This window comes from Picosynechococcus sp. PCC 7003 (assembly GCF_001693255.1).
In the GTDB taxonomy this organism is placed as follows: domain Bacteria; phylum Cyanobacteriota; class Cyanobacteriia; order Cyanobacteriales; family MRBY01; genus MRBY01.
In genome coordinates this window covers 1,718,263-1,731,330 of the sequence record NZ_CP016474.1, presented here as the reverse complement: position 1 = coordinate 1,731,330, position 13,068 = coordinate 1,718,263, and the positions used below count along the sequence as shown (strand labels likewise).

The 13,068-nt window shown below is 46.6% G+C and carries 11 protein-coding genes; 7 read left to right on the top strand and 4 right to left on the bottom strand.

Going from position 1 to position 13,068, the window contains the following annotated elements; translation table 11 throughout:
• Window positions 1-29: 29 nt before the first annotated feature.
• A complete protein-coding gene (locus AWQ21_RS08200) occupies window positions 30-1,400 on the top strand; it encodes a DUF3084 domain-containing protein (protein ID WP_065714119.1) in 1,371 nt (456 codons plus the stop codon).
• 14 nt (window positions 1,401-1,414) lie between these two features.
• Complete coding sequence (locus tag AWQ21_RS08195) at window positions 1,415-1,816, top strand: pre-16S rRNA-processing nuclease YqgF (protein ID WP_065714118.1); 402 nt, start codon at window positions 1,415-1,417, stop codon at window positions 1,814-1,816.
• 57 nt (window positions 1,817-1,873) lie between these two features.
• On the opposite strand, the gene alaS is transcribed toward AWQ21_RS08195, so the two are convergent.
• From alaS to AWQ21_RS08180, 3 genes are all read right to left on the bottom strand, one after another.
• Entirely contained in the window at window positions 1,874-4,507 is a 2,634-nt protein-coding gene (gene alaS / locus AWQ21_RS08190) for an alanine--tRNA ligase (protein WP_065714117.1), read from the bottom strand.
• Between the two features lie 163 nt (window positions 4,508-4,670).
• Window positions 4,671-5,801, bottom strand: coding sequence for a site-2 protease family protein (locus AWQ21_RS08185; protein WP_065714116.1), 1,131 nt, complete (start codon window positions 5,799-5,801; stop codon window positions 4,671-4,673).
• A 248-nt stretch (window positions 5,802-6,049) separates the two neighbouring features.
• Window positions 6,050-6,466: a DUF29 domain-containing protein gene (locus AWQ21_RS08180; protein WP_065714115.1), complete on the bottom strand. Its 417-nt coding sequence runs from the start codon at window positions 6,464-6,466 to the stop codon at window positions 6,050-6,052.
• Window positions 6,467-6,607: 141 nt separating this feature from the next.
• On the opposite strand from AWQ21_RS08180, the gene purL reads away from it, so the two are divergent.
• From purL to AWQ21_RS16505, 5 genes are all read left to right on the top strand, one after another.
• Window positions 6,608-8,887 (top strand): phosphoribosylformylglycinamidine synthase subunit PurL, encoded by a 2,280-nt coding sequence (purL, locus tag AWQ21_RS08175; protein ID WP_065714114.1) that lies wholly within the window; start codon window positions 6,608-6,610, stop codon window positions 8,885-8,887.
• A gap of 3 nt (window positions 8,888-8,890) precedes the next feature.
• Window positions 8,891-9,223, top strand: a complete 333-nt coding sequence (locus tag AWQ21_RS08170; protein WP_065714113.1) for a DUF6883 domain-containing protein — start codon at window positions 8,891-8,893, stop codon at window positions 9,221-9,223.
• A gap of 18 nt (window positions 9,224-9,241) precedes the next feature.
• Entirely contained in the window at window positions 9,242-9,469 is a 228-nt protein-coding gene (locus tag AWQ21_RS08165) for a DUF4926 domain-containing protein (RefSeq protein ID WP_065714112.1), read from the top strand.
• 80 nt (window positions 9,470-9,549) lie between these two features.
• On the top strand, window positions 9,550-10,116 hold the full coding sequence (locus tag AWQ21_RS08160) for a Uma2 family endonuclease (protein ID WP_065714111.1): 567 nt from the start codon (window positions 9,550-9,552) through the stop codon (window positions 10,114-10,116).
• A gap of 128 nt (window positions 10,117-10,244) precedes the next feature.
• A complete protein-coding gene (locus AWQ21_RS16505) occupies window positions 10,245-11,315 on the top strand; it encodes an HNH endonuclease (RefSeq protein ID WP_232314924.1) in 1,071 nt (356 codons plus the stop codon).
• A gap of 123 nt (window positions 11,316-11,438) precedes the next feature.
• Here AWQ21_RS16505 and AWQ21_RS08150 read toward each other — a convergent pair whose 3' ends face one another.
• Entirely contained in the window at window positions 11,439-13,061 is a 1,623-nt protein-coding gene (locus AWQ21_RS08150) for a serine/threonine-protein kinase (protein ID WP_065714110.1), read from the bottom strand.
• Between the last annotated feature and the right edge of the window lie 7 nt (window positions 13,062-13,068).

Sequence of the window (13,068 nt, the reverse complement as noted above, 5' to 3'; positions counted from 1 at the left end):
TGTGTGTTCGGATGTCACCTTTTTGTTAAATGACCAGTGCTTTTGTACTAATTTTTTCGGTTTTAATCTTGGGGGGCATCCTGGCAGCACTGGGCGATCGCCTGGGTAGTAAGGTCGGCAAAGCGCGGCTGACGTTATTTAATCTACGGCCAAAACAAACGGCGGTGGTCGTCACGGTCATGACGGGGACAGTGATCGCCGCCAGCACCTTGGGCTTATTGTTCGGGTTGAGTAAGTCTTTGCGCCAGGGGGTTTTTCAGTTGGATGAAATCCTCGCCCAGCGGCGACAAGAGTTGATGGATGTGACGGCAGAAAAGGAAAAGATTGAAAAGGAATTGCAAGCTGCCAGGGACGATCGCCTAGAGGCAGAACAAGATTTACAGGAGATTGAAGCAAAATTTGAAACAGCCCAAACCCAACTAGAAGGCTTTCGGGAACAGGCCAGTGTCCTCCAGGCCGATATTAATGCGCTCACCACAGAACAAACGACCCTGCGACAACAGCGCGATCGCCTCCAGGCCCAAAGCGAAACCCTCCGCGCCCAACTGAATCAACAAAACACCATTATTGAGGAGCGCTCCCAGCAGATTGAAGCCTTAGAAGCCCAACAAAGTGAACTCCAAGCCGAGATCAACCAGCGCGATGGTCGCATTGCCGAACTCGACCAGGCGATCGCCCAAAAGGATCAAGTGCTCACGGGCCTAGAAAATCAAATTGGCTCCCTAGAAGAGCAAATTGATATCCTCGAAGCCAACTACATCAATTTCCGCAGCGGGAATGTGGCCCTCACCACGGGGCAGGTCTTAGCCTTTGGCGTGGTGCGGATTATCGATCCCAAAGCAGCGACCCAGGCCGTTGATCAGCTGCTCCGGGAAGCGAATCGTAATGCAATCATTGCCACCGGGGGCGTTAATCCTGATTTTGAGGCGCGGGTGGTGCAAATTACCAATGCCCAGGTGCAACAACTTCTTGGGCAAATTGCCGATGGTCGGGACTATGTGGTGCGTCTCCTGGCAGCGGGGAACTATCTCCAGGGGGAAGGTTCCGTTCAAGTATTTGCGGATGTGACTTTAAATGAGCAGGTTTTTCGGGCGGGGGAAGTGATTGCCACTTTATCTTTAGAGGAGCTCAGTGTGCAAAATCCGAGCGCCGCCCGCCGTCCAGTGGATTTCTTGTTGGGGGCAGCGCAATTCCGGGCACGACGAGCGGGTGTCCTGGGGGATATTCAGGTAAAAGATGGCAATGTGGGCCACATCATTGATTTCGTCGAAGCCCTCAACAACGCGCCAGAACCCATCACAGAAATTCGGGCGATCGCCATCGAAAACGGCTTTACGGCAGGGCCGCTCCGCTTAGAATTGGTGGGGCTGAATAACGGTAGAATCGTCATCAGACAGTAGGACAAAAAGAATACATGAGCATTTATCTTGGGTTTGACCCAGGTCGTGACAAATGTGGCCTTGCGGCGCTGGATGGCCAAGGGCAATTGTTGAACCACGGTGTCATTGCTGCGGATCAAGCACCCAACATTGCGAAAGAATGGTGCCAACAGTATGGCGTTTCCCTGGTGGTCATGGGCAATCAAACAACGGCCAAAGAATGGCACCAAAAACTAAGCGCTATTTTGCCCCAGGGGCTGGCGATCGCCTTTGTGAATGAACGCAACAGCACCCTCGAAGCCCGTGATCGCTATTGGCAGATGTATCCACCCAATCTATTTCAGAGATTACTCCCCCAAGGAATGCGCCTGCCCCCCCGACCTATCGATGATATCGTGGCGATTTTATTGGTTGAACGCTATCTCAAACAGCCATAGCCAATAAAAAAGGATGAGCATTAAGAACCCATCCCGATCATTCAATTGCTGCAGTGTTTAACCCAGAGCATCAAGCAATTGTTGTTTTGCGGTTTGGAGGGCTTCTGGTAATTTACTGGCATCCCGTCCCCCGGCCTGAGCAAGATTCGGACGACCGCCGCCGCCACCGCCGCAGAGTTTAGCGATGCCGCCGATGAATTTACCGGCTTGCAGCTTTTTGTCTTTATAAATGCCTTCGCTAAAGGCTGCCACCAAGGAAACTTTGCCGTCTTCTGGGGTGGAGGCTAAGACCACCGCTGCATTACCGAGTTTTTGTTGTAAACGTTCGGCGGCAGTTTGCAGGGCTTTGGCATCGAGATCCCCCATATTTTCCACGAGGATCTTAAAGTCACCGACGGTTTCCGCTTGGCTGACAAGGGCTTCCGATTTGGCGATCGCCAGTTCTCCCTTCACTTTCTCTAGTTCTTTCTGGGTATTGCGGAGTTCAGTTTGAATATTCTCCACCCGTTCAGTGATTTCTTCGGGCTTGGCTTTAAACTTATCACCCAATTCTTTCACCACTTGATCGCGGACTTTTAAATATTCTAAAACAGCGGCTCCGGCAACCGCTTCAATGCGGCGAATACCAGAAGAAATACCCGTTTCAGAGATAATCTTAAACAGACCAATTTCAGCGGTATTTTTAACATGGGTACCGCCACAAAGTTCCATCGAAACATCGGGGAAATCGACCACTCGGACTTCTTCCCCATATTTTTCCCCGAACATTGCCACTGCCCCTTTTGCTTTCGCTTCAGCGATGGGCATCACTGTCACTTGACTATCATGGGCTTCAGCGATCCAAGTATTAATTTGATCCTCAATTTGCGTTAATTCAGCCGGTGTTAAAGCCCGAGGACAATTAAAGTCAAACCGGAGGCGATCAAAGTCCACTAAAGAACCCGCCTGGGAGATGGAATCATCCACAATATTTTTCAAGGCTGCTTGCAACAAATGGGTTGCGGTGTGATTCGCTTGGGCACGCCGACGACAAGCCCGATCGATCGTGGCATTAAGGGTTTCACCAACGTTTAAAACACCCCGTTCCACCTTGCCATAGTGAACAAAAAATCCCGATTCTTTCTGCACATCGGTAATGCGAACCACGAGATTCTCGCCCGAAAAATAACCGCGATCGCCAATTTGTCCCCCAGATTCCGCGTAGAAAGGTGTTTGGTCACAAATGAGCTGTATTTCCGCACCAGCCTCCGCCTGTTCAACCCGATGCCCATCCACTAAAACCGCTTCAATTTTCACTTGGGATTGCAGATCGGTATAGCCCAAAAATGCCGTCGGATGAATATGTTCAGCTAATTCATCAAGGCTTCCTTGGACAGTTAAATCAATGGTTTCATGGGCGGCTTTAGAACGTTCTTGCTGCTTTTTCATCTCCGCTTTGTAGCCTTCAGCATCAACCGTTAAACCGTTTTCTTCAGCGATTTCTTGGGTCAATTCAAAGGGAAAACCAAACGTATCAAATAGGGTAAAAGCATCAACCCCAGAAATTTGTTTTTTTTCTTTTGAAATAATTTCTGCAAGCAGTTTTTCACCCCGCTCTAAAGTTTTCAGGAAATTGTTTTCTTCCCGCTCTAATTCCTGCTTGATAAAACTTTCCCGCTCACGGGTATTGGAGTAGGCAGTTTCAGAGAGTTGAATCGCGGTTTCTGCCACTTGATTAATAAAATTGCCTTCAATGCCAATCAACCGACCATGACGCACCACCCGCCGAATTAAACGGCGTAATACGTAACCCCGATCGGTATTAGAAGCAGTAATCCCGTCGGCAATCATATGGACAACAGAGCGCACATGATCGCCAATGACTTTTAACGAAACTTTTGTTTTTTCGTCCGCTTTTTCGTAGTGAATTCCGGCGGCTTTGGCGGCAGTTTCAATAATCGGAAAAATCAGATCTGTTTCATAGTTGTTGGGGACGCGCTGAAGAATTTGCGCCATCCGCTCCAACCCCATCCCTGTATCAATATTTTTATTTTGGAGGGGGGTTAAATTGCCTTCAGCGTCGCGATTATATTGCATGAAAACGAGGTTGTAATACTCGATAAACCGGGTATCATCCTCTAGATCAATGTCATCATCTCCCAACTCTGGTTTGAAGTCATAGTACAACTCGGAACAGGGGCCACAGGGGCCAGTGGGGCCAGATTTCCAGAAATTGTCTTCCTCACCCATGCGGATAATTCGTTTTTCGGGCACACCGACTTGATCACGCCAAATATCAAAGGCTTCATCGTCTTCACGGAACACGCTAACGACAATATTTTTCGGGTCAAGCTGAAATACTTCTGTGGACAGTTCCCATGCCCAGGCGATCGCCTGTTCTTTGAAATAGTCCCCAAAACTAAAATTTCCGAGCATCTCAAAGAAAGTATGGTGCCGGGCGGTGCGGCCTACGTTCTCAATGTCATTGGTGCGGATACATTTTTGGGAGGTGGTGGCGCGGGGGCTAGGGGCGTCCTGCTGTCCGAGGAAAATCGGCTTAAACGGTAACATCCCCGCAATGGTCAAAAGTACCGTGGGATCCTCCGGCACAAGGGAAGCACTGGGGAGGATGGGGTGTTGCCGCTGGTTGAAAAACTCTAAAAATTTTGACCGAATTTCACTTCCGCTCAGGACAGGAGGCACACTAGACATAGGAGTTACGAAAAATTTTTGCGCTACAAACTTTACTGTCTGTATTGTGACATTCTTTGCGGTGGATTCCTGGGGAAAACCTCAAAATCAGGCGATCGCCCCGGAAACTTTTTTGCTCCCAAAAGGCGATCGCCCAAGTTGATATTAATTTTTGAGTTAACGATTAAGCAGACTGGACTTTTGCCTCCTGCTGACTGCTTTGCAATAGTTTAATGATCGCGGACTTCTCTAGGAGTCCCACAAGAGTTCCATTGGTCTGGATGACGGCGAGGGCTTGCAAACCTTGTTGTTCGAGTTTGGCGGCCACATCTAAGAGTGACAAATCAGACTGGACTTGATTTTCCGCAGGGACAGATTTGATGAAATCACGCACTTGATTGTGGGGCCAGTCATTGGTAGGCACTGCGCGGAGAACATCAAGGTGCACCTCACCGAGCAATTGACCTGTTTCGTCCTGGACTAGGAAGCGTTTCCACTGGTTACCAGAGCGAATAGCACTGTTTGCTAAATCCCGTAGCGTCGTTTCTGCTGAGATAATCGGACTGTCTTTAACCACTGCATCAGCGGCCGTTAAACCAGAGAGGGCTGATTGAATGGTGGCAGATTGAGCAGAACGACCCGCGTTTTGGAGTAAGAACCAACCAATAATCAGTGTCCAGAAGCTACCCACATTAGAAATACCAAGGATAGATAATGCACCGAGAATAATCGCTGTCCAACCGATGAACTGACCAACACGGCTGGCCCAGATCGTGCCGGTGAAGCGGTTCCCCGTCAGTTTCCAGACGATGGATTTGAGGACGTTACCACCATCAAGGGGTAGACCAGGGATCATATTAAAGGTGGCCAAGATTAAGTTGATGTAAGCCAACAATCCGGCGATCGCCGCTGGCGGCCCACTCAGGACACCGCTACCCGTTAAGAGGAAAAGCGCGATAAATAGAGCCAAACTCACAAGCGGCCCTGCTACGGCAATCCAGAATGCACCACCGGGAGTTTTCGCTTCCTCATCAAGGTTGGCGAGTCCCCCGAACAGGAATAGGGTGATGGAGTTTACACCAATTCCTTGGCGAATCGCCGCATAACTGTGGCCCAACTCGTGGAGTAATACAGAAGCAAACAGGAGCAAACCTGCTACTAATCCTAAAATTAAGGCGTTGATGCCGAGGGCCGGAAACTGAGACGCCAGGCCGCCGCCAAAGTTTAGGGTAACGAGCACCAGAACAATAAACCAAGAAATATTGATGTAGAAGGGAATCCCAAATAAATTCCCCACCCGAAAATTGCCGTTCATAAATGAACCTCCCGAATGGTTGTTGAGGCCCAAAAAGACTTACGTTTAGCGCTATTGAAAACCTTTTTGTCCGCTTTCACTGCTTACATTGTAACAAAATGTAAAATTCTCACCTTGCTGGTTGAGTAGTGGAATCCGTCGTTTCGGGTTCGGTTCGCTTGGGGCTACTCGCTTTTGACGTCACCGTTTAAAAAAAGGCGATCGCCTTTAAAAAATAGAATCTTCACCAAATTCAACAATGGTTAGACTTAATTCAATAGGTTTTGTGGGGGACTAAGAAAAGGATAATCCTGGGGAAATTTCACATCATATTCAAGTTGCATATTGGCTATAGCTTCCTGATAACAATCCAGGTAAATTTCTTCGAGTAAATGACTCAAACTAGGAGAATCTGCTAACAAATCTTTTAATTTAGATTGAGTTCTCCGAATCGTTACATCCCAACCCCGATAACATTCAGGCATAGGGACATAGTGGCGCTTTAGGAGATGCTCAAATAGCGTAATTAAGCGACTTTTGAGTTCACGTTTTTCCCGTTTCCCCAAGGATTCCACCTCATCAATTAAGTGTTCTAAATCCAGGGCTGCAAAATTTTGAGCTTTAAGTTCCTCGACAGTTTTCTCGATCCACACCAAAAAATCACGATCATAGAGCGCTTTTTCCATCTTGATGAATCTCCTGAAAACTTGTCTCATTGGCGATCATAACGATTAACCCCAGTAAAGTGGCGATCGCCTCTTTGCATATACTATCTTTCCCCTGAAGCCTTACAATAGCGCTGTTACAGAAATTTTGATGCAAAATCCATGACCACTTGCCCTTTCACCCCTGAAGAAATCGCATCCGAAGGTATCAAGCCCGAAGAGTACGAAGAAATTGTCAGCCGTTTAGGTCGCCACCCCAACAAGGCGGAACTGGGGATGTTTGGCGTGATGTGGTCGGAACACTGCTGTTATAAAAATTCCCGCCCGTTGCTGTCTGGTTTCCCCACAGAAGGGAAGCGCGTCCTCGTGGGGCCTGGTGAAAATGCGGGGGTTGTCGATATGGGGGATGGTCTGCACCTCGCCTTTAAGATTGAATCCCATAACCACCCGTCGGCGATCGAGCCTTTCCAAGGGGCTGCAACGGGTGTCGGCGGTATTCTCCGCGATATTTTTACGATGGGTGCGCGTCCGATCGCCCTTTTAAATTCCCTGCGTTTTGGAACCCTCGACAATGCCCAAACCCGCCGCATTTTTAACGGTGTGGTCGAAGGAATTTCACACTATGGCAACTGCGTGGGCGTGCCGACCGTGGGCGGTGAGGTCTATTTTGATAAGGCTTACTCCGGTAATCCCCTCGTCAATGCGATGGCGTTGGGCTTGATGGAAACCGAGGAAATCATCAAATCGGGAGCCTATGGCGTTGGTAATCCGGTGCTCTATGTTGGCTCCACCACGGGACGCGATGGCATGGGGGGTGCAAGTTTCGCCAGTGCGGAATTAACCGATGAATCCATGGACGATCGCCCTGCTGTGCAAGTGGGGGATCCCTTTACCGAAAAATCCCTGATTGAAGCTTGTTTAGAAGCCTTTAAAACCGGAGCGGTGGCAGCGGCACAAGATATGGGTGCAGCGGGTTTAACCTGTTCTACGGCGGAGATGGCGGCAAAAGGTGGGGTCGGTGTCCTGCTCGATCTCGATAAAATTCCGGTGCGGGAAACGGGCATGGTTCCCTACGAATATTTACTTTCGGAATCCCAAGAACGGATGTTATTTGTTGCCCACAAAGGTCGTGAACAAGAGTTAATTGATATTTTCCACCGTTGGGGTTTACAGGCAGTTGTTGCGGGCGAAGTGATTGAAGAACCCATCGTCAAAATCATGTTTAAGGGTGAAATTGCGGCGGAAGTTCCAGCCACTGCGCTATCAGATAATACACCAATTTATCACCGGGAATTGATGGCGGAAGCCCCCGAATATGCGCAAACAGCTTGGGCTTGGTCTGCCGATAGTTTGCCGAATTGTGATGTTAATGGCATCGCTGGAAAATCTTGGAATGAGATTTTATTAACCCTGTTAGATGTGCCGACCATTGCTTCTAAAAAGTGGATTTATCGCCAGTACGATCATCAAGTGCAAAACAATACGGTGATTTTCCCCGGTGGAGCTGATGCAGCGGTGGTGCGGGTTCGTCCAGTAAATGGTAAGCCCGATGCGTCAACAATTGGCGTGGCAGCTTGTACCGATTGCAATCCCCGTTATGTCTATTTGAATCCGTTGGAAGGGGCAAAGGCGGCAGTGGCTGAAGCGGCAAGAAATTTAAGTTGTGTCGGTGCGGAACCCTTGGCAATTACTAACAATTTAAATTTTGGTAGTCCCGAAAAACCTGTGGGTTATTGGCAGTTGGCAAATGCTTGTAAAGGGATTGCGGAAGCTTGTCGGGAATTGGATACGCCTGTCACGGGTGGTAATGTTTCTCTCTATAACGAAACCCTTGATAGTGATGGCAAACCGACCCCCATTTATCCAACGCCTGTAATTGGTATGGTGGGACGGGTTGAACAGATTAATCAGGTCTGTGGTTTGGCGTTCCAAAATGCTGGGGATAAGGTCTATCTTTTGGGCATTCAAGCAACAACAACCCTTGGCGGTTCGGAATATTTAAATACGATTCACAATACCGTGGCTGGTATTCCCCCCCAAGTGAATTTCACCCTCGAAAAAGCTGTCCAAAAAACCGTGCGGGAGGCGATCGCCGCTGGACTGTTAGCCTCTGCCCATGACTTAGCGGAAGGGGGTTTAGCCGTTGCCCTGGCGGAATGTTGTATTGGCGGCAAGGTCGGCGCAACGATTTCTGTCGATTCAGAAGGGCGTTTAGACGAAATGCTCTTTGGTGAAACCTGCGGCAAAATTATTGTGTCCGTCGCCCCCGATAAACAAGCCCAATTTGAAGCCCATTTAACCCAATCTTTGGCGGACAATTGGCAGGCGATCGGTGTGGTTAATGATTCCAATCATCTGGAAATTGGCTCTTTGATCAATGTTTCCGTTGCCGAAATGACCACTAGCTGGAGTGAGGCGATCGCCCGTCGCTTACATCCCTAAGAAATGAGAGTTCCCAATGCAGAAAATGCGATTATTGATATTCGGAAATTGCGAGATTATTGCCTTAATCTAGACCATAGTGATGGCAAACATAAGGCGCGATTATTCCGTTCTCAATTGGGAATGAAAGCTCAAGATGCTGATCGATTACGGTTGATCTTATTTGACATTGTGCAAACCCATGATGCTCAACTGGGTCGCCGTGATCAATTTGGTCAGCGTTATACTGTCGATTTTGAATTGGTATGGCAGAATAAAAGAGCAATAGTGCGTAGTGGCTGGATAATTGAGCATGGCTCAAATGTTCCTAAACTAACAACTTGTTATCTCTTATAAGTTTGGAGAACAAATCTAATGAAAAATTCAACTCAGTTATTAGATGTTGTTGCTTTAACGGTTGATTTACCAGAGTTTAATTTATTAAAAGGACAGGTTGGTACTGTTGTCGAAATTCTTGCGGATGGTAAAGCTTTTGAAGTAGAGTTTAGTGATCGCCAAGGGAGAACCTTTGAATCGGTGGGTCTATTACCAGAACAAATCATGGTGTTACATTTTGAACCAATGATGTCTATCGCGGTTTAGTCAGGCGATCGCCCGTCGCTTACACCCCTAATCAGAATCGTTGAATACAATAGAAAGCACAAATCAAGTGGGTAAGGCTAATGACTACAATGACCCTGGCGCTAGAACCCGTTTTCACGTTAAGCAATGAACAATTTCAGCAACTTTGTCTGGTTAATCCGGAGCTTCAACTGGAACGCACAGCTAAAGGAGAACTCGTAATTATGCCTCCCACTGGTGGCGAAACGGGACGACAAAATGCCAATTTGATTTTTCAGGTGCAACTTTGGAATCAGAAATACCAATTAGGGGAAGTTTTTGATTCTTCAACGGGTTTTATTTTGCCCAATGGTGCGACCCGTTCCCCTGATGTTTCTTGGGTCGAAAAATCCCGTTGGGAAGCTTTAAGTATTGATCAACGGGAAAAATTCATTCCACTTTGTCCGGATTTTGTCATTGAATTAGTTTCGCCTAGTGATGCTGTCCAGAAAACAAGAGACAAAATGGCTGAATATCAGGATAATGGCTGTAGTTTTGGAATATTAGTTAATCGCAAAGAAAAACAAGCTGAAATTTACACCCCCAATTGCAAAACTCAAGTCTTGTCTCTACCTCGTAAGATTTCGGGTGTTAATCTCCTCAAGGATCTTGTCCTGGATTTAACCTGATTGGCGATCGCCCGTCGTTTACATCCTTAGTTTGATCTGTTGATTATAATTGTCCAAACTCATTGCAATAGTTGGATAAATAATTCTTACCATGCAAAATCTATCCCTTTATAGGAGATGATTTCAACGTGAAATTACAGCTTAAAGAGATTACTTTTGATGAAAGTGATCAAAATTTATTTCAAGTCAATGACCCTCGGCTAAGGGCTGATGCACTAAAATATTCTGTTGTTCCCCGCTTACAAGAGCTACTCAATCAATGCATAGCAAAGGTCAGAGGAGTCTATGAGGTAGAAGTCTTCGATACTTCTATTATCTCTTATTATCCACATTTCAGAACTAAAAGAGAAAAAGAATTAACTTTTTTGTATGACACTGCTTATGCGGGATTAGGAGGGAAAAGAATCAAAGACAAGTGGCATGGGATAGAAAAAAAGAATAAAAAACCTGTACAGATACTGCCCTTTCGCTACGGATTAATGTTAACAGAAGCAGGTCTTGAAATTTTCTTTGAAAATTATTGGCTTACTGGCTTAACAAATCAATCTTATAAGAAATTTTTCGATTTTCATTTGCAATTTGAAGATTTGCTTCATACTCTTTGCTATCGGAGTAATATATATCCTGTTTTATATTGGGGTGATCAACTCTCATATATCTCGTCTTTTAAAGATCATTATGAGTATATGATTGCGAATAAATATTTTGACAATCATTATTTTTCTAGAGTTTATAAATTTCCTATTACAGAATTAGACTTGATTGATATTATTGATGCTTATGTTTCTTTTTATCCAGTATATGACTCTTATTTGAGAATTTCGATGGGTCAAGATCTTTGCTTTCAAGATCTTTTATCTAAGCTTCATAAATGGAAATATGATCAATTAAATTCAAATGAGTCTGATGAAAAAGATCTTCCTATTCATCATAATCTTGATCATATTAAAGCTTTAAAAAATGCAGAAAAAAGGCTAAAAGTGATGCCAGCTATTCGGTGGCAAGTTTTCCAGAGAGATAATTGGAAATGTGTTTCCTGTGGCAGAACAGCGGGAGATAATATTGTTTTACATGTGGATCACATTATCCCTCGTTCAAAAGGAGGAAAAAATGCATTAGAAAACTATCAAACCTTATGTAATTTGTGCAATTTAGGGAAAAGCAATAAAGACATGACTAATCTTCGGCAGAAAAAGTAGTATCTTGCCATCTTTTATGGCATAAGATTTAGCGATTGCCAATTTACTACCTTTGAATTGACGGGATGATTATTGCTGGGAGTTTAAGGGGGCGATCGCCTTTGGACGAAGACTCAAGATAGCTTAAAATCCCCCAAGGTTGCTGTTCGTCCGGGAAGCGGCCAACTTCATGAGGATTTTGCCCTTGCTTTTCTCATATTCTTTTTTCAAAGTTTGTTTACTCACCACAGGATTACTGGCAGGTAGTCTCTGGCTCAAATCCGCCCAGCGAGTAAGCTGCTCCCGTTGCTTGAGGGAAATTGTTGCCTGGGTAATATGAAAATACCGTTGGGGTTGCCCCAGGGCAAAGAGCAAAATTCGATAGTTCCCTTGACTAGCTAAAAGACGTGCCATCTGTTGGCCAATCTTTGTTTTCAAGTCCAGATAGCAAGGCAACCAGCGGGCTCCTTCACTGCTGTTATACAGCACTGTGATCCACAGCAACATCGGATGGGGAGCCTCAATAAAGAGGAACTGATTATAGCGGGTATCAAAGCGGCGCTTACCTAACTCCTCACCCTCTAACATCGCCCAAAGACTGGCGATCGCCGTCGGTTCAGCCGGTACAATCCGAGGGAAAACAATCTTACTTTGGGGTTTATCCGCTGGCCAGGACTGGGCTGCACAAACCGTGTCCGTAAAGGTTGTATTCAGTTTGTCCGTGGGTCTTCCCTGGCGATTTACCGTCGAATTACGAAAGCTGGGGGCAGTGGTGGCATTGTTAATCCGGGTCGGATCATTGGGGCCAGCCACCGGAGATGTCGCCTGGAAATTTTGCAGATTTTGGGACGTGGTGAAAAAGGATTTCTTGGTTTCGGCTGCTTGTTGTTCATAATATTTGGCGATGGGAGCCATGGCTTGCCAAATATCATTGACAGTTTGGGGGCGATCGCGCGGATTTTTCGCCATGCAGCACATGATAATTTCCGCCAAAGGAGCCGGAATTCGCAGACTTTTATCAAAGGGAATCGGCGGTGTGTCATGGTGCGCCCGGTACCAACCCCCAAAGGAATTATTTTCGGGCATCACGGGCATATCCCCGGTGAGCATCTCGTACATCGTAATCCCCAGGCTATAGATATCAGAGCGTTGATCTAATTCCTTGCCTTCCATTTGCTCTGGGGAACAGTAAGCGAGGGTGCCCATAAACGATTGGGTCTGGGCGGCACCAGCTTGGCTCAGGCGAGCAATCCCAAAATCTAGAATTTTTACCAGTTCTCCCAGGGACGCATCCTGCATGATCAGAATATTGCTGGGTTTAATATCCCGGTGAATAATTAAACATTGTTCACCCTTGAAGGTAATCCCTTGGTGGGCGGCTTCCATCCCCAAACACACCTGCCGTACCACTTGAAAAAAGCGCGGTAAACCGAGGGTCGCGTGGGCAATAATATCGTTAAGACTTTCCCCTTCTAAAAATTCCATGACATAAAAGGGCACATCCTGGTCATCAACGCCATAGTCTTTTACCCGCACGATATGGATGCTTTTTTCACTCAAAAGAGCACAGATGGTGGCTTCCCGCTCAAAACGTTGGCGCATTTTATCGTTGAGCAAGGTCTGGGCTAAAAACTTTACGGCGACAGTGACTCCCCCTAGCACTGTATCTTCACCCCGGTAGACACGCCCCATAGCCCCCTGGCCTACGAGGTCTACCAGGCGATAACGGCCGGCGAGAAGGCGATTGACATTGGGATCGGTAGTCATAGTTTGG